This is a genomic window from Secundilactobacillus oryzae JCM 18671 (genome assembly GCF_000740055.1).
GTDB classification, from domain to species: Bacteria; Bacillota; Bacilli; order Lactobacillales; family Lactobacillaceae; genus Secundilactobacillus; species Secundilactobacillus oryzae.
Genome location: NZ_BBJM01000019.1, coordinates 1 through 16,647 on the forward strand (window position 1 = coordinate 1; position 16,647 = coordinate 16,647).

The following is a 16,647-nucleotide window of genomic DNA, read 5'->3' on the forward strand; positions in this document are numbered from 1 at the left end:
GTAATCACTCCCTATATTGGTTGGAATTAGCTACTACCATTGTAAGTGATTGCTTTGGGCTTTTTAATTTCTGTTCGGATTAATTATAGAATTTGCCATATTAAAGTGTCAAAGTACTTCAATATTACCAGATCTTAACTCGGTCAGATTCAGCCTTGAACATCTTGTCGCCTTCAGCAATATTGAAAGTATCGAAGAAGTCGGCGAGGTTTTCAACCTGAACGTTGGCGCGCAATTTGGCTGGGGCGTGAACGTCAATCGATAACAGTAATTGCATGTATTCAGTAGTTGCCTTCATGCGCCAAATTGTTGCCCAGTTAACGAAGAAATCGTGTAGATTAACATCCGCTTCGGCCTTGGCTGCTTCAAGGGCACAGCTCAAACCCCCCGCATCAGCAATGTTTTCGGAAACCGTCAAGCGCCCATTTACTTGTTGACCAGAGAATGGGATACCATCAAACTCTTTGACCATACTTTCAGCCAGGTCTTTAAAATGAGCGTGATCCTCATCGGTCCACCAGTTGTTCATGTTCCCGTATTCATCGAAGAGGGAACCGTTGTTGTCAAATGCATGAGAGATTTCATGCGCAATAACGGCACCGATACCACCATAGTTTTGGCTGGAGTTTTGGTCCAAACTGTAGAATGGTGCCTGTAAAATAGCTGCCGGGAAGACGATGATGTTGTGGAATGGATGGTAATAGGCGTTAACAGTGTTGGCGCTCATTTCCCAACGAGTACGATCCACTTCAGTATTCCACTTGCTAAATTTGTCTTTGGTTTGAATGCGGCCAAAGTCCAGAATGTTACTTAGCAAGGTGCCGCCATCAGCTGCTTCCTTGACGATAAACTTTTTGTAGAGCGGGTCAATTTGATCAGGATAACCAACCTGAATGCCTAATTTATCAAGTTTAAGTACGGCTTTTTCACGAGTTGCTTCACTGAGCCAGTCGTTAGTTTGAAGTCGGTTCTTGTAAACGTTAATCATCTTAACGACCATGTCATGAACGTCTTGTTTCGCTTTTTCACCGAAGTACTTGCGACCATAGTAGTCACCAACAACTTGGTCATAAACGCCAGCGGCTAAGTAGTAAGCCGCTTTTTCTGGGCTTCGAGCTTCTTTACGACCAGAAAGGGCGCGTGAATATTGGCTTCCTGTTTGGCGGAAATCTTCGGATAGATAGCTGGATAGACCGTTAATCGTTTTGACTAACATCCAGCTCTTTAGTTTTTCAAAGTTGTCATCGGTCAGTAATTGATCAAGGGCTTCAAAATAAGCTGGGTCAGGTAAGATAATTTGTTCTGGCTTGCCATCAACCAATGTATTGGCTGCGGTGACCAGGTCCAACTTATCCGTGTATTTTCCAAATTCGGTCATCGTTTTAGGATTGTACATCTTGCTGTAATCGGCGGCCTCTTCGGCAGACTTGACGTGTGGCGCGATTTGACGGTCGAAGTCTTTGGCTTGTTCAACGACCTCGTGAGCGTCTGCCTCGGTATAGTCGGCCATCCGTAAGAGTGATTCTGTCATTTGGCTGAAAAGTGGCATGAGCTTTGCAGCCGCTTCGTTACCCTCTTCATAGTAGGTTTTGTCGGGGAGGAAGAGGCGGGGACCACCAGCGAATAGTGCGTAAATGGTGGAGTGCTTCATATCTGAATCAACATCCAAGTCAACAGGGAGTGGGAGCCCCGTTAAAATCCAGTCGACAAGTTGGTCGTTCAAATCAGCGTAGTTTTTGAGGGATTCAATTCGTTCGAGGTAAGGTTTTAGAGGAGTTGCACCAGCCTTTTCGCGCCGATCGAAATCACTAGTGAGTTGATAAAACTTTTTGAATTCGGCCATTTGGGCATTTTCCGGTTCGACGCCTCCAGCCTTTAGCTTAGCGAAATCGGCCATCAGCGTCTTTTCGATGCCATCGACTAAATCCATGAAGCCACCAGTTGAAGAGTGGTCTGCTGGAATTTCGGCTTGATCAATCCAGGCGCCGTTGACTGCATCATAGAAATCGTCCTTTAATAGGGCGGTATTAAGTTGTTCGTTTGTTTGGCTCATTCTCTGACCTCCAATGATTGTTTGATTACATATTATACACTTTCAAAATAAAAAATGAGTGCTTGATTAGAACGTTCAAGAACTCATTAAAAAAGCTTATTTAGTTAGCAAATCAGAAATCGAATTGATATTCTTCATGTACTTTGGTACCGCTAGTCCAGTCTTAGCGCCGTGAAGGTTGGCACGAACGTCAACGAAACGGCCCTTGTACTGTTTAGCATAGCGACCAGAAGTCGTAGGTAGCCAAGCAGAAACTGAGGCGTCGGCTGCGTTTGTTGCTACTGAAGCCCACATAGTTTGCGCCTCCATTGGTTGAATGGTGACCTTATAACCCTTCATTTCGAGTAATTGCTTAACCAAGTTGGTTGATGCAATCTCGGAATCCCAGGCAACATAAGTGAACTTAACCGATTTACCGTGGCCGTTTGGAACGCCTTTAAGCCATTGTGCGACTTGTTTGGGATTATCCTTGATGTAGGTCTTGGCTGCGGTTGCTGGCTTTACGCCATTATTAACCTTCAGCATAATCTTCGACATTTGCGTTGCGTTCCAATGGAATTGTTGCAAGAAACGATAGACACCAGGATTGTCCTTTTTTAGGCCGACTCGAGCTATCGAATGGATACTTTCGGCTTTTCCGAAGACGTTCTTCGGATCCTTTAAAAACTTAATTGGATACTTCGTGAACATCCAGTGGGGTTGCCAACCAGTAATCACGATTGGTTGCTTGTATTTGATGGCTTTATTAAGCGTACTGGTCATTGCAGCGGTGGAACTTGTCTGTAGTTGCCACTTTCCTTGCGTCAAATGATAAGCCGAAAGTGCCTTTTGTGTGCCACCCATAATTCCGGCACCCGCGTCAATTCCCGTGATCGTGTAGTTGATTTGCGGGCCCAGTTTTTTACTAGAATCATAGGCAGCGGTAGATGACTGACAGGCAGTTAGCGGAATGACCATTACCGTTATAAAAGCCAGAAGGAGGAGTCGTTTAAATTTCATTATATCGGCCTCCTAATTCTTTTTCTTGTTAAAGGCTTGCGTCATTCGGTCCAAAATAATGGCTAAGATGACGATTGCGAGTCCGGACGTGAATCCCGAACCAGCATCGTTACGACCAACGGCAAAGTAGACTTGAGTTCCGAGTCCCATTGCACCAATCATGGAAGCGATGACGACCATCGAAAGGGCCAACATCATACTTTGGTTAACGCCGGCCATTAAGGTCGACTTTGCGAGTGGTAACTGAACTTTAATCAACTTTTGCCAGCCAGTTGATCCGTAAGAGTCAGCAGCTTCAATCAAATCAGCCGGCACTTGACGAATTCCCAGGTTGGTCATTCGAACTGTTGGTGGCATGGCGAAAATCACAGAGGCGATAACGCCAGGTACCATCCCAATACCGAAGAACGCAACCGCAGGAATAAGATAAACGAATGCTGGCATGGTCTGCATGAGGTCCAGGATCGGTTTCATGATGGCTTCAAACGTTTTGCTCTTAGCCATTAAAATTCCGAGTGGAATCCCAATGATAAGGGCGATCAAGCTGGAAGTGAGCACTAACGTTAACGTTTGGGTCATGTCACGCCAGAAACCTAGGTTCCAGATGAGTAGGAGCCCCAGTAATTCGAAGCCCAGAAGTGTCCATTTTCGTGCTGGACGGGTAGCCCAGTAGGTTAAGCCTAAAATAATAAGGATGAACAACCATTGGGGTAGGAGATCAAAAAACCATTGAAATAGATCAACGACGGCCCCAATTCCCGTCGTAATCCCGTTGAAGAAACCAGTAAACTGGGTGAGCCAATCAACAAATTCATTGATCCAATCGGCTAAGGGAAGTTGTGAAATTAAGGGTAACATTAAGCATTCACCTCGTTTCCGGCAATTGCGCCAAGAACGGCACCACGCACGATGATTCCCACTAAGCGATGTTGGTCATCGAGTACGGCAAACGGAATTGGGGTTGTCGAAATTTTTTCAATGAGGTCGCGAACTGGGGTATCAGCGGTTGTTTCGGGTACGTTGGTCTGAACCACCGAACGTAAGTCGGGATTGTTGTCTTGAATCAATTTGATGACGTCATCCGCATCAGCAAAGCCCACGAATTTCCGGTTACTATCAATGACGTAGATTGATGAAATATCATTATCGCGCATCCGCCTAATGGCGATTCGGGGGCCATCTTTATCGATATTTACGGTGTTTGGCCGAATCATAACGTTGGCAGCGGTAAGAAGTTTCGTCCGGTCTACATCTTCAATGAAGCGCTCGACATAGTGGTTGGCTGGGTGCGTCAGAATTTCTTCTGGTGTTCCTGTCTGAACGACTTCGCCATCGCGCATAATCATGATGCGATCACCAATTCGGAGTGCTTCGTTCAAATCATGGCTGATGAAGATGATGGTTTTGTGCATGGTCTCTTGCAAGTCTAAGAGTTCATCTTGCATGTCTTTCCGGTTTAACGGATCTAAGGCAGAAAAGGCCTCATCCATTAGTAGAATTTCAGCGTCGTTGGCAAGCGCTCTAGCCAGGCCAACTCGTTGCTGCATTCCACCAGAAAGTTGTTGTGGATATTCATTATCATAGCCATGCAATCCCACGAGCTCCAACGCATCATGGGATTTTTTATCGCGAACCGTTTTTTCAACGCCCTGAACTTCCAGGCCGTATCCGGTATTTTCCAAAATCGTGCGGTTAGGGAATAGGGCAAAGTTTTGAAAAACCATGCTCATTTTCTTTCGTCTAACCTCTAGCAGTGCTTTTTTGTCTAAGGTCATGAGGTCTTGATCATCAATCAAAATCTGACCGTCCGTTGGTTCAATCAATCGGTTAATCATCCGGATGAGGGTGGATTTCCCGCTTCCAGATAGACCCATGATGACAAAAATTTCGCCAGCATTGACCTTGAAATTAGCCTGGTCAACACCAACGGTCGCACCGGTAGCTTCAAGAATCTCCGCTTTTGATTTATGTTCTTTCAGTAGTTCTTTCGCTTTAGGGATTCGCTTACCGAAAATTTTGGTAAGTTGCTTTACTTCGACTTTTGTCGTCAATTGCATCCTCCTCCTTTATTGCTCAGTTTCAAGAATAATAGTTCTAATTGTCTCAAAAAATTGGGGTAAAAGTCAAATTTAACTTCCTCATGATCTTTTAAGAAACACGAAAAAGCAGGCTGTGACCGAAGTCTAAGCCTGCCGAAACGATTAATTATTTTGAAGTTGTACTTGCCACCATTGCTGATGCAAGAAATCAATATTTTGGACATCCTCGAAGTCGATTCGAGTGACTTCACCATGACGAGTGAGGTAGAAGTAGTCGTTATTGGAAACGAAATTCACCAGTCCAGTCAATGAAGCAGTCGCTGAATCAGTTAGGTAGTCAACCGTGATTACTTCATTCTTTTGATAGGCTTCAATGGCGGTTTGTGCCACCCGCTTGAGAAAATTATCCATCTCGATATCCCCCTTTTTATCTGCTGTAATTCATTATAGGGGGCAAAAAGTTACATTCAATCTTGACTTTTATAGAATTGCTGAAGGACCTAAAGTGACGCTGAAAAGAAATTTTTAAAAGTGAAAGTTTTAAGTTGTGGTGTTTCCATCTTCTAATATGTTTTAATTAAATTGTAAAGAAAATAAGGAGGTCGAGGAAATGAAGAAACCCCTAATCATGATGGTGACCGCAGTAGGCTTACTGTTGGCAGGCTGTAGTTCTAACAATCAGCACCCCCAGGACAGCAGTAGTCAGTCCTCAGAAACAAGTACAGCGAGTTCATCCACGAAGACGAAGCTTCAAGATGCGCAGGACGTCTCTATTAGCCTAATTCAAGCGGTAGATAAGGTGAATGCAGAACAAGAAAATGCACGGTTAACGAGTGTTGAGCTGAGCAATGATGCTGGCGGGTACGTGTATGAAATTGAAACAGTGACAACTAACCGAGAGTTTAAGTATACGGTGGATGCTGAATCCGGTAAACTCGACGAAACGAAGAATGAGCGTTTGGAAGCAGATGATCGATCAGAAAGTGATGCTGAACGATTTACGCTAAACAACGTGCGTTCAGTGCAAAAAACGGTTAAGACTGCTCGTCAGGAAGGTGCCAAAGGCAATCTCCGTGAGTATTCTTTGAGTCGTGAGGATAATGGTAAGCTGGTGTATGAACTGAAATTTGACGATGGTGAAACGGTGCGTGAAATTGGAATCGACGCAACTTCGGGCGATGTTACGCAACCATTGCAAACTGATGATTAACTGATTAGTTCATGAAGCGTCTCGTTAGTAAAAACGCTTCATTCGTTGTAAAATAGAGGTGAGAATAAAATTAGTTCTGACTGGAGGGATTTTTATGTATGAAAAATTGTTAGTACCACTTGATGGAAGTGAGAATGCATCCGCAGCACTTTCAGAAGCGATTGATTTAGCTAAGCATTTTTCGTCAACTTTAGTATTAGTGTCGGTTGCAAATGATCAAAGCTATACCCAATATGGTGCGATTTTCGGACAAGATATTATTGAACATATGCGTGAGGACGCAGATAAGATCCTTTCAGCCGCAGAGACTAAGGTAAAGGGCGCTGGCGTAGCGGTAGAAAAGCATTTCGTTGTGGGCATTCCTAAGCAGGCCATTGCGGACTCACTTCCTGAAACATATGGCACCACGTTAACGGTAATCGGTAAGTCCGGTGTGCATGGTCTTAACCGTGCAATCATGGGATCGACCACTTCCTATGTCGTGAATAAGTCTAAGACTAATGTGATGGTTGTGAATGAGCCTAACTTAGAATAAGAATAAATGAATAAGAAAAAAGAGCTGATAAATGTCAGCTCTTTTTTAGATTACTTTTTGTTCTTTAACCATCGTTGTAAGTCAGAAATTTCTTTTTGACGTTTGTCTGAATTCTTGCTTGAGATCGGACGACGGCCTTGAACGCCATTTGGATGTGCTTTTCTCATGATTATTAACCCTCGCTTTAAATTGTGAATAGTAACCAACAACACATTTTACAGCATCCCCCCGGCAAAAATCAAGTTATTTCCTAAAGCTTTTCCCCGAAGTGCTTTAAGGACGCTGATTAATGGTAGAATTATTTTAAATGTGAAATGAAACGAGATGAATAGTTTGCAACGAGAAAAATGGGTGGTGCACCGTTGGCCGACGTGGGTCATCATTGTGATTGCCCTCATCGGATTACTAGGTGTCATTGGGGTAAAGTTTGATTACGTGCTATACCACGATCCAATTGTCACCATTTCGCAGGTGAAAAACGGGAAACCCGTCAAGCAGAAGGATGAGTTTCAAAATGCCGATACCATAACTAATCAGCAGTTGGTTGGTACCGTGCGTAATGGCGATTATAAAGGAAAACAGGTCCGGTTTGAGAATACCTTTTCGCTATCAGGCGCATCAGATCAGCGTTATCACAAAGGCGACGATGCTTTTGTCATGATACGTCAAAAGGGAGAAAAGGTGACCATTCGTGAGACCAAACGCGATGTTCCACTCGCATTTACGGCCTGGTTGACCATTATCCTATTATTGGCAACCATGATGTTTAGTGGTTTGATGGCGTTTACGAGTGTAGCGATTAATTCAATTCTGTTCTATTGGGCGGTCCGTTTAAATGGGGATTCCAACGGGGGCAAAGTTTTGCTAATCTTTGGCCTTCTAACCATCGTCTTTGCGGTAGTCACGCTATGGATTGTGATGGGGATTAGCCACCAAATGTTGGTGACGCTTTTGGCAACTTTGGGTGGCACCTTCTTGTCAGTCTTGGTTGCACTGGGAGTGTTTGCACTCACCAAAGAAAAAGGGATGTACTACGAATCGATGGAGTACGTGACCCAACTACCGAAGCCATTATTTTTGGCGGAAACGATTCTTGGGTCCTTGGGGGCGGTTATGGACGAGTCGACGGATATCGTGGCCTCACTCTTCACCTTGAAGCAGGAGCAGCCTGAGCTGTCTTCTAAGCAAGTTTATCGATCGGGACGACAGATTGGTCGAACCATCATGGGACCACTCATTAACGTGCTATTTTTCATTTTTATGGCCGAGACCATTCCAATGGCACTTCTATACCTGAAAAACGGAAATACCTGGGGCTATACATTTTCGATGAATATGTCACTGGGGATGATTCAAAGTTTAATTAGCGGAATTGGCATTGTCTTGGCTATTCCACTAGCCAGTTGGTTTGCCAGTTTCGCGTTAAGGAGGCGAGCGCAATGAGTACGATTACTGTACTTGGCTTGGTTTTGCTAGGTTTGATGACCTGGATTGGTGGTAAGCAGGGGATTTCATCATTTCTGAGTTTACTGTTTAATTTTGGCGTCCTGTTCTTCGCAATTGTACTGATTGCCTTCCATTTTTCGCCCATTATTGTAGCTTTGGTAACGGGAATTATAGTTTTAGCGCTCACCATTTTTATGGGTGGTGGCGATGATTTAACCAGTCAAACGGCGTTTTTCGCCTCTGTAATTGTATTATTGGTCCTAATCGTCATGATTATTCCAGTTGTGAATTGGGCCCAGATACAAGGATTTGGACAGGAAAACAGCGAAGATCTGGAGGGGATGTCGCTATTGATTGGCATCAACCTACTAAAAATCGCCATGGTGACCGCCATCATCAGCACGTTGGGGGCAATTGCAGAAGCTGCGATGGCTATTTCCGCTGGCTTGGTTGAGATTGTCACACAACGCCCTAAAATTGAGGCTAGTCAGCTTTATCATGATGGTTTAGTCATTGGCCGCCATATCATTGGAACTACCTTTAACACGCTGTTTTTTGGTTTCTTTGGGGGATTCCTTGCACTATTCATTTGGTTTGCTAGCGTAGGTTACAGTTTCGGTGAAATTTTGAATGATAAAGTTTTTGTCTCCGAAATCTTGATGATTCTATTTTCGATGATTGGCGTCATTATCACGGTGCCATTGACTGCATTAGTGATGAAACATGAAGTAACGTATCGGCGAAAACATGACCAACCACTTTCAGATTTGTAATAAAAAGGGATTCGGCAACTAATTGCCGAATCCTTTTTGAGTTCTATGTGGTTATTCAAATGCGCCTGCGTAAATCCAGACGTTCTTGCCATTTACAACAGCTCGGTAGTAAGTTGAAATTGAGCCATCTGGCGTTGTTTTTGAAGCTTCGTTGTTAATCGTCAAAGTTTGGCCTTGAAGATCCTTAGTTGAACCGTTGACCTTTGAAAGGTATGACGAGTTATAAACGTGGTTATGAGTTGCGTAAGTGCTGTTAGCCTTTACTTTTTTGGTTAAGCTAACGTCCTTATATGAAACATTGAGGAACTTAAGGGCATCTTTGAAGATCCAGTACTTCTTGGCGCTAGCTGACTTGGAGAAGCGAACTCGGTACCAAGTCGTGTTGGACTTAGCTTTTACACCACGCATGTCGATGTAGGCCTTCTTACCAACGTAGGCAGAGGCTGATGACCAGCTGTACTTCTTCATGTTAGCATTAGCGTTTTTTACGTGGTTATAAAGACGATATGAGCTGTACTTGCTAGAAAGGGTTGCGTATTCGTTACCATCGGCACCATAGTAGTTTACCTTATCTAAGGCAGTTGCAGCAGTATCAGTGGTGTCAGACGTGTTTGATGATGTGTCTGAGGTATTTGATGATGAGTCGCTACTTGAACTAGTTGTACCATTGTAGTAATCCTTCACCAGTGTGTAGAATTGTGCCATTGTGTAAGCTTCACCGAAGTACTTCTTACCGTTACTGGAGTAGTAGCCAACTGGATCGGTATGGCTTGAGCCACTTAAGTATTTAGAAACGGCATTGTGTGACCAAACGGTACCCTTACCATCATATGAGGCATTGTTAGGCTTCAAACCGTATTGTTTCAACATGCTAGCCGTGTAGTTAGCTGCGTTGGCAATTTCCTTGGCGAAAGCGGACTTGCTGTGGACTTCAACTTGTTCGAATTGAACGAAACGAGCGTTACCAGGGTAACCAACACCCCATGAAAGGTAGTTGGTGTTGGCGATGTTGATGACGTGAGTTGCGTCAACGAACGTGTGGACAAAGGCGTTGTTGTAGTTAGCCTTCATATATGAAATTTCGTTGTAAATGGTTGAGCTAGGATTAGCAGTTTCGTGAACGACAACCCCTTCAGGCTTGCCAGTACCCTTACGGTAGGCGTTCTTTGGAAAACCACTCCAGATGCTCTTTGTAACACCAACGGGTTTGATGTTATTGTCTGCAATATAGTCATTCAACTTGCTTGCGCTAGCGTTAGCCGTTCCGAAAATACTTACGGAAGCAACCGCCACTAAGGCAGACAACAAGATTTTGCTTTTCTTCATAGAAATTCATCCTTCAATTATTTTGATTTTTAGGTTATATGTACCTGGATTGCTTATCCAGCTTCTAATATAGAGAGTTTAAGGCAATCTTACAACTTTCTTTACTCGGTTACTTTGTAATATTACACGCATTAAAACAGCGCCATAAAGGGTTTTGAAGCATTTTTTCATTCGTATTAAAACTAAGTAACAGAAATAACAGGATTGTGTGCAAAAAAGCCGGTTTATCAACAAGCACACAAAAAAAGGGCATTTTAAGCCCTTACATTATTGCGTTAACATCATTTTTTGGCATTCGGCACAGAGACCATGGACTTCAACATGGACGGTAGTTGCTTGAAAATCAGCCTGACTTTTTGCAGCCTGCGTGAAATTCGCTTCAATTTCACCATAATCTTTGTAGAAGATATCGATAATCTTACCGCAGTTGGCACAAATGGCGTAAAACTTTGAGTGACCATAGTAGTCATAACGAACTGCGCCAGACTCGTTGGATAGTTCAACTACGATGCCTAGTGAAACCAGTAAGTGTAATGTGTTGTATACAGTTGCCATGCTGAGATTCGGCTCTTGCTGATAAAGCTCCTTGAACAGAATTTCGACGGTGGGATGGGTGGTGTGAGTCACTAAGTATTGAATAATCATTTTTCGCTGAGGTGTGACGCGAACGTGGTTATTCCTAAGTGTCTCAATCGCCTGGGTAAGTACGGCATCAGCCATCGAAAAACTCCTTTCTATTATTTCAAATAACGATTTTAAAATCCTTATTAATTAAAGCACCTTTTGTTTGTGATTACTATGGCAATGTCAAAAAAATTTACCTATATATGAAAGAAAGTTTATTGTTCTGCAAATGGGCTTCAATGTGTTGTGTTTCTAGCTGTGACAACTGAGAAATAGTTGTGGCGGTCAAGTGATCTTGGGTCATTGAAAACTGCGTCACATCAAAGTGATGGTTTAGAAGTTGAAGGAGATAATCAAGCAAATCAGCAAAATCAAAGCTGGAAAGAGCGCTTTCTTTAATATCGAGATTAATGGTAGCTTCTTGCGTGGCTAGGCCACTAATGGAGATAATGGCTACCAATATTTTTGTTTGTTGGTCTAAGATTCCCCATGTGATGGTCCGATTTTGCATCACATCGCTCATTTTTTGATTGACGGCCTTAGCAGCGATGAGCGCCTCGTTTTTTTCGGTGGAAAGATGCCAAATAGCCATAATATCAGTAAGTTTAAATTGGGTAAGCCAGTCGAGACGGTAGCGAGCCGTCATCAGTGGATGTAATTTTTCAAAAAGTATCAAAATTCAAGTCTCCTTTTTCGTTGCTTATAGGATAGCATATTCTGCTTAAAACGAGTTTGCTGGGGTTTTAGCTGATCATCCCACTGAGGTAACCTTGTGATATACTTAATCAGTAAAGAATTAGGAGGCGTTCAAATGTTAGAAAAGTTTCTCATTGGAACCTATACTAAAAAAACCAGCGAAGGTGTCTACGAAATGACGCTAGATACCAGCAAAAAAGAGTTACTCAATCTCAATCTAGTTGCCAAGGCGGGGAGTCCAACTTATGTTGCAGTCTCCAAGCGTGGTATTTTATATGCGATTGATAAAGAAAGTGAAAATGATCAAACGGTTGGGGGCCTTATGGTCTATGATACTAAGGAAAAGCCAGCTAAGTTGCTTCAGAAAGTATTGAAGCCTGGTTCTTCACCAGCCTACGTAACGGTAGATGAAGCCCGTCAATTAGTTTACACGGCTAACTACCATACCGGAATTATCTCCGTTTATGAAATTGCTGCTGACGGCCAACTCACGCTCTGTGATGAAGTTCAACACACCGGTAATGGTCCTCGCCCTGAGCAAGCTGATGGCCCGCATCCTCACATCGCCGAACAAACTCCCGATGGCCGGATTGTGGTCGCTGATTTAGGCAACGATACAGTGACAACTTATGATTTGCACGATAACCATTTATCTGAAGCCGCTGTCTTCACTTGCGAACCTGGATTTGGTCCTCGGCACATTGTTTTTGATGCTAAAAAAAGAGTCGCCTACCTAGTAGGTGAACTGAGCAGCAACGTTTCCGTTTTGACTTACGACGAAAGCACTGGTGCATTCACCTTAGTTGAAACGCTGTCGACGATTCCAAACGATTGGACGGCACATAACGGGGCTGCTGCCATTCGGTTAACTCGTGATGGCCAGTTCCTTTATGTTTCCAACCGTGGCTTCAACTCGATTGCGGTATTTGAAACGAGTGCTGACGGTCATTTGACCTTAATCGATAATGTCCCAACTGAAGGGGACTTTCCACGGGACTTTAATTTAAGTGCTACCGAAGAGTTCCTGGTAGTGGTCAATCAAAACACTGATAATGCCACCTTGTTCGAACGTAACGCAACGACAGGTAAGTTGAGTCTGTGCCAAAAGGATGTCTTCGTTCCGGAAGGCGTTTGTGTCGCATTTGAATAATAACAATTAAAATAAAAGACCGCTAGAATGGGCATTGAGCTCGCACTAGTGGTCTATTTATTTTGCCAAAATTGTTTAACCCGTTGTGTTAACTGATCGGGATTGAAAACGCGTTGGTAGTTTTGCCAATGTGGTGGGAAGAGGTTGGTATAGCGGTTGGCTCCAAAGCGCTGATCCATTAACAAAACGATTCCGGTATCGTGGCTGCCCCGAACTAAGCGGCCGGCTGCCTGAAAGACGTTGTTGAGGCCGGGAATTTGGTAGGAAAAGGCAAATCCGTGCTGATTCTGCTCATCAAAGTAATCGCGTAAAAGGTTATTTTCGTCACTAATTCCGGGGAGTCCAACACTGACAATACCCACACCAATCAAGCGATCCGCTCGTAAATCAATCCCCTCAGAGAAGATGCCGCCTAGGATGGCGAAACCCACCAGTGTTTGGGTTGGATTGGGCTGGAAGTGGCGGACAAAGGCTTCACGTTGTGGTTCGGCCATTTGTCCAGTTTGGACGACCACATCGATATCTGGGTATTGCGATTGAAACGCCTCGCTAACCGTTTCTAAAAATTTGTAGGAAGGCAGAAAAATAAGGTAATTACCGGTCTTACCAGTCACTAAAGTATGAATGCTCATTAAGATATTAGCCATACTACTTTGGCGATGTTGATAAGTTGTTTGAATGTACTGGGTGATTAAGATTTCTTGGTTTTCCGGTGGAAATGGCGAAGTTAACTGGTAACGCAGACTGTCATCGTCGCCACCTAGTACCCGTTGATAGTAGTCAAGTGGTGACAAGGTCGCTGAAAATAGAACGGCACCGCATCCCTTATCCAACGATTCTTTAAGGAAAGCGCTGGGGTCTAAGCAAATCTGCTTAAAGCTAATGAGGTGATCGTCGCGCTCGTTTAATGCAATTTTGGTACGGTAGGTTTCGTCATAATAGTCGGCAATTTTCAGGTAACTTGAACAACTGAAGTAATAGTCGAGTGTTTCGTCGAGCAAATCCGATTTAGGCTGTGTGATCATCCAATCGTGCAAGTAATCGGTCAGTTTTCGAATGGCTTTATTCAGGCTCGTAATTTCTTCGGGAAAAATCGTACTGGTATCACCACTATCCCGAAGTGGTTTGCTGTACTTACGAAAGGCACGGTTCAAAGCTTGTAAATGGCGTAATGGTGCCTCACTGAGCTCATCATCGCCCTTAAATTGGTTAATCAGTTTGAGTAGTGGTGCCGAACTCACTTCAGCGGAGTACATATCACGGGACCGATTAACTAAGTTGTGAGCCTCATCAATCAAGAAGAAGTTGTCGTCGTCATGGTCGATGGCAAAAAAGCGCTGCAAATAAACCTGAGGATCGAACAGGTAGTTGTAGTCGCAAATAATTACATCACAAAAGAGACTGGCGTCCAGTGAAAACTCAAACGGATCCAGTCGGTGTTTTTTAGCATAAGCTTCAATCGCTTGGCGCGTCATCAAATTTTCATTTGCAACCATATCCTTGATAGCAGGTTTTAGACGATCATAGTAACCAATCATATAGGGATTGTCTTCTGGTTGCAGACCCACCTCATCCGGAAAGGTGATTTTATCCTTGGCGGTTAGCGTAATGCTTTTAATGCGTAATCCTTTTTGCTTAAGGAGTGAAATGGCTCCTTCTGCAACCTGGCGAGTGCTTTGTTTGGCTGTTAAATAAAAAAGGCGGTTGAACTTATCTTCTCCCATCGCCTTGATGCTAGGAAAAAGGGTCGAAATGGTTTTGCCGGTTCCAGTTGGTGCTTCCACCCAAAGATGCTTGTGGAAGGCAATAGTTTTATAGACAACGGCCGCCAATTCCCGTTGTCCCTGACGATATTGGTCAAACGGGAAAGGCAATGTTTGGATAGAATCATTTCGTTGTTGGTGCAGTTCTTCACGAAAACGTAGCCACTCTGCGTACTCATCGGTGAGCGACTTCAAAAAAGCCTGAGCGTCTGCCAGGGTAATCTGTTGTTCAGTTTGGGTAATTTTTTCCGTTAGTCGTTGATAGTAGGTAAGTTGAATCGTAATTTCAGTTAGCGATTCCTGTTCCATGAGAATGGCGGCGTATACTTTAGCCTGCGCCCAATAAAGGGTAAGCGTATTTTCGCTTAAATCCTCAAAGAGGGCATCAGAAGTTTTAATCTCCTCAATTAACGGATGGTCAGTATCGCGAATAACACCATCAGCGCGACCGTGAACGATAAAAGTTCGATCCGCCATTTCAATGGTTTTTTCTAGCGTGTATTCTTTTTCGTAATGACTAGCTCGCTGTTTTTGGAGCATTCGATGAATCCGAGCACCTTCCGCAGCGGTATTTTGACTATTCATACTGGCATTCAGGTTGCCGGCTCGAAGGACGAATTCGACGAGCTCGCGGATGCCGATCTTGGGTGTGCCCATCTTATTCTGCCTCCTAGTTCGGGACAATTATACACTAAATTGCCTTTGTTGTGAGGGGATGGGTAAAGGACTTGAAACCAATTGTGAAAACGGTTACAATTCTTCTGAGGTGATAATTAATGAGAGTTATTGGCGTAAAGATACTACCAACAACAAAAATTCCCGAAGATGCAGCAAATCGCATGCAGGACCTCACACGAGGATACCAGGCAAGTATTCAAATTCGGGTGCATCGACAATTTCTGGATGTCACATCCGAAACTGATTTAGCGCAATTAGCTAATTATCCTGGCGAACAGCTAGAAATTATGGCGGATGGTAGTCATGATGAGCAGAAACTGTTGAGCGTTGTACACGATGAACTAATTGGCTATAAGGCCTGTTATTAAAGTGAATAGAAAATAAAGACGCCAGTCAGAATGAATCTGATTGGCGTCTTTATTCGTGAGATTACCCACAAGCACAAAAGTCGTCAATCCCATACGGCCTCGCTATAATGACCTCAATTTCAGGTAACTATACAAATTTAAATAGGGGGAATTACCGATGAAAGCGAGTCTCAAGGGGATGCTTCTTTTTGCTGGGGTAATGGCGATGACCGTGGGAATGGCAATGCTGCCAGAGCGTGCGCAAGCCAGCTACATAAAGTCGAGTACACCAACGTTTTTCCTGAATGGGGCGGGTGAAACAAGTAAAACGTTTGGTGACACCATTAGCCGTGCGCAGCAACGTGGTGCAGCCAAAAAAGCCTACACTGCAACGGTTAGCGCAAACGGTGCTGTGAAAATCAGCGGTAAATGGACAAGTAAGAATCCAATGGTGCATATCGTTTTCAAGAACAACCGCCAAGGTGACGTTAAGGTGACCGCTAAATGGTTGGCAACCGTATTGAAAAAGGTGGATCAGAAGCATAATTTCAAATCGTATAACTTTGTTGCCCATTCAAAAGGAAACAATGACTTTTTAAATTATCTGATTCGCTATGGTAATCCGAGTGGCCGCCTGAAGACTTTTGTGGCTGTTGGCGGGCCGTTTAACGGCGTACTAGGCTGGCAGGGTGAGCGGCCAAATCAGATTAAGCTTCTAAAGAGTGGTAAGCCGACAAATGCCTATCCTTATTACCAATATTATCTGAATAATCGCAGCAAATTGCCCAAAACCGCCAAAGTCGTCAATATTTACGGCGATTTGAAAAATGGCAGTGATTCAGACGGTATCGTTAGCAACCAATCCTCAGTCGCATTGAAGTATCTCGTATCAGGACGGGTAGCGAGTTACCGGCAAAAACAATTTACCGGTCGCTACGCCTCTCACGCGAACCAAACGCATTCAGCAAGTGTTCAGAACTACTTGTATAATGTGCTTTGGTAAAAAGT

The 16,647-nt window shown here is 43.7% G+C and carries 16 protein-coding genes; 7 read left to right on the plus strand and 9 right to left on the minus strand.

Features of this window, described 5'->3' with window-relative positions:
• Positions 1-124: 124 nt before the first annotated feature.
• The 5 genes from LOSG293_RS05975 to LOSG293_RS05995 all read right to left on the minus strand — a co-directional run bounded on the left by LOSG293_RS05975 (position 125) and on the right by LOSG293_RS05995 (position 5,502).
• Positions 125-2,053 (minus strand): M13 family metallopeptidase, encoded by a 1,929-nt coding sequence (locus LOSG293_RS05975; RefSeq protein WP_034528209.1) that lies wholly within the window; start codon positions 2,051-2,053, stop codon positions 125-127.
• Between the two features lie 96 nt (positions 2,054-2,149).
• The gene (locus LOSG293_RS05980; RefSeq protein ID WP_034528211.1) at positions 2,150-3,052 is read right to left on the minus strand and encodes a glycine betaine ABC transporter substrate-binding protein; all 903 of its coding nucleotides are present in this window, start codon (positions 3,050-3,052) and stop codon (positions 2,150-2,152) included.
• Positions 3,053-3,064: 12 nt separating this feature from the next.
• Positions 3,065-3,910, minus strand: a complete 846-nt coding sequence (locus LOSG293_RS05985; protein WP_034528213.1) for an ABC transporter permease — start codon at positions 3,908-3,910, stop codon at positions 3,065-3,067.
• Positions 3,910-5,103 carry a quaternary amine ABC transporter ATP-binding protein gene (locus LOSG293_RS05990; RefSeq protein ID WP_034528269.1) on the minus strand — a complete coding sequence of 398 codons (1,194 nt, stop codon included), beginning with the start codon at positions 5,101-5,103 and terminating at the stop codon, positions 3,910-3,912. The genes LOSG293_RS05985 and LOSG293_RS05990 overlap by 1 nt, the downstream gene beginning before the upstream one ends.
• A gap of 150 nt (positions 5,104-5,253) precedes the next feature.
• Positions 5,254-5,502, minus strand: a complete 249-nt coding sequence (locus tag LOSG293_RS05995; RefSeq protein ID WP_034528215.1) for a hypothetical protein — start codon at positions 5,500-5,502, stop codon at positions 5,254-5,256.
• 199 nt (positions 5,503-5,701) lie between these two features.
• On the opposite strand from LOSG293_RS05995, the gene LOSG293_RS06000 reads away from it, so the two are divergent.
• The 4 genes from LOSG293_RS06000 to LOSG293_RS06015 all read left to right on the plus strand — a co-directional run bounded on the left by LOSG293_RS06000 (position 5,702) and on the right by LOSG293_RS06015 (position 9,055).
• Positions 5,702-6,301: a PepSY domain-containing protein gene (locus LOSG293_RS06000; RefSeq protein ID WP_034528217.1), complete on the plus strand. Its 600-nt coding sequence runs from the start codon at positions 5,702-5,704 to the stop codon at positions 6,299-6,301.
• Positions 6,302-6,395: 94 nt separating this feature from the next.
• Positions 6,396-6,836 (plus strand): universal stress protein, encoded by a 441-nt coding sequence (locus tag LOSG293_RS06005; protein ID WP_034528220.1) that lies wholly within the window; start codon positions 6,396-6,398, stop codon positions 6,834-6,836.
• A 324-nt stretch (positions 6,837-7,160) separates the two neighbouring features.
• On the plus strand, positions 7,161-8,279 hold the full coding sequence (locus LOSG293_RS06010) for a YibE/F family protein (protein ID WP_051907238.1): 1,119 nt from the start codon (positions 7,161-7,163) through the stop codon (positions 8,277-8,279).
• Positions 8,276-9,055, plus strand: a complete 780-nt coding sequence (locus LOSG293_RS06015; RefSeq protein ID WP_034528222.1) for a YibE/F family protein — start codon at positions 8,276-8,278, stop codon at positions 9,053-9,055. Before LOSG293_RS06010 ends, LOSG293_RS06015 begins: the two co-directional genes overlap by 4 nt.
• Before the next feature lie 51 nt (positions 9,056-9,106).
• Here LOSG293_RS06015 and LOSG293_RS06020 read toward each other — a convergent pair whose 3' ends face one another.
• From LOSG293_RS06020 to LOSG293_RS06030, 3 genes are all read right to left on the minus strand, one after another.
• On the minus strand, positions 9,107-10,381 hold the full coding sequence (locus tag LOSG293_RS06020; RefSeq protein WP_034528224.1) for a peptidoglycan recognition protein family protein: 1,275 nt from the start codon (positions 10,379-10,381) through the stop codon (positions 9,107-9,109).
• Between the two features lie 267 nt (positions 10,382-10,648).
• Complete coding sequence (locus LOSG293_RS06025) at positions 10,649-11,101, minus strand: Fur family transcriptional regulator (RefSeq protein ID WP_034528226.1); 453 nt, start codon at positions 11,099-11,101, stop codon at positions 10,649-10,651.
• 97 nt (positions 11,102-11,198) lie between these two features.
• On the minus strand, positions 11,199-11,681 hold the full coding sequence (locus tag LOSG293_RS06030) for a hypothetical protein (protein ID WP_034528228.1): 483 nt from the start codon (positions 11,679-11,681) through the stop codon (positions 11,199-11,201).
• 135 nt (positions 11,682-11,816) lie between these two features.
• Between LOSG293_RS06030 and LOSG293_RS06035 the strand changes: the two genes are divergently transcribed.
• Positions 11,817-12,851: a lactonase family protein gene (locus tag LOSG293_RS06035; RefSeq protein ID WP_034528230.1), complete on the plus strand. Its 1,035-nt coding sequence runs from the start codon at positions 11,817-11,819 to the stop codon at positions 12,849-12,851.
• A gap of 53 nt (positions 12,852-12,904) precedes the next feature.
• On the opposite strand, the gene LOSG293_RS06040 is transcribed toward LOSG293_RS06035, so the two are convergent.
• Positions 12,905-15,271 (minus strand): ATP-dependent DNA helicase, encoded by a 2,367-nt coding sequence (locus tag LOSG293_RS06040; RefSeq protein WP_034528232.1) that lies wholly within the window; start codon positions 15,269-15,271, stop codon positions 12,905-12,907.
• A gap of 119 nt (positions 15,272-15,390) precedes the next feature.
• On the opposite strand from LOSG293_RS06040, the gene LOSG293_RS06045 reads away from it, so the two are divergent.
• Together LOSG293_RS06045 and LOSG293_RS06050 are read left to right on the plus strand one after the other, a co-directional pair.
• Positions 15,391-15,660 (plus strand): hypothetical protein, encoded by a 270-nt coding sequence (locus LOSG293_RS06045; RefSeq protein ID WP_034528234.1) that lies wholly within the window; start codon positions 15,391-15,393, stop codon positions 15,658-15,660.
• Between the two features lie 157 nt (positions 15,661-15,817).
• Positions 15,818-16,642 (plus strand): alpha/beta hydrolase, encoded by an 825-nt coding sequence (locus LOSG293_RS06050; protein WP_051907239.1) that lies wholly within the window; start codon positions 15,818-15,820, stop codon positions 16,640-16,642.
• Positions 16,643-16,647: the final 5 nt, after the last annotated feature.

Coding starts and splice junctions, on each gene's coding strand:
- LOSG293_RS05995 (WP_034528215.1), bottom strand. CDS start 5,502: ATGGATAATTTTCTCAAGCGGGTGGCACAAACCGCCATTGAAGCCTAT.
- LOSG293_RS06040 (WP_034528232.1), bottom strand. CDS start 15,271: ATGGGCACACCCAAGATCGGCATCCGCGAGCTCGTCGAATTCGTCCTT.
- LOSG293_RS06045 (WP_034528234.1), top strand. CDS start 15,391: ATGAGAGTTATTGGCGTAAAGATACTACCAACAACAAAAATTCCCGAA.
- LOSG293_RS06020 (WP_034528224.1), bottom strand. CDS start 10,381: ATGAAGAAAAGCAAAATCTTGTTGTCTGCCTTAGTGGCGGTTGCTTCC.
- LOSG293_RS06015 (WP_034528222.1), top strand. CDS start 8,276: ATGAGTACGATTACTGTACTTGGCTTGGTTTTGCTAGGTTTGATGACC.
- LOSG293_RS05980 (WP_034528211.1), bottom strand. CDS start 3,052: ATGAAATTTAAACGACTCCTCCTTCTGGCTTTTATAACGGTAATGGTC.
- LOSG293_RS06005 (WP_034528220.1), top strand. CDS start 6,396: ATGTATGAAAAATTGTTAGTACCACTTGATGGAAGTGAGAATGCATCC.
- LOSG293_RS05975 (WP_034528209.1), bottom strand. CDS start 2,053: ATGAGCCAAACAAACGAACAACTTAATACCGCCCTATTAAAGGACGAT.
- LOSG293_RS05985 (WP_034528213.1), bottom strand. CDS start 3,910: ATGTTACCCTTAATTTCACAACTTCCCTTAGCCGATTGGATCAATGAA.
- LOSG293_RS06010 (WP_051907238.1), top strand. CDS start 7,161: ATGAATAGTTTGCAACGAGAAAAATGGGTGGTGCACCGTTGGCCGACG.
- LOSG293_RS06050 (WP_051907239.1), top strand. CDS start 15,818: ATGAAAGCGAGTCTCAAGGGGATGCTTCTTTTTGCTGGGGTAATGGCG.
- LOSG293_RS06035 (WP_034528230.1), top strand. CDS start 11,817: ATGTTAGAAAAGTTTCTCATTGGAACCTATACTAAAAAAACCAGCGAA.
- LOSG293_RS06000 (WP_034528217.1), top strand. CDS start 5,702: ATGAAGAAACCCCTAATCATGATGGTGACCGCAGTAGGCTTACTGTTG.
- LOSG293_RS06025 (WP_034528226.1), bottom strand. CDS start 11,101: ATGGCTGATGCCGTACTTACCCAGGCGATTGAGACACTTAGGAATAAC.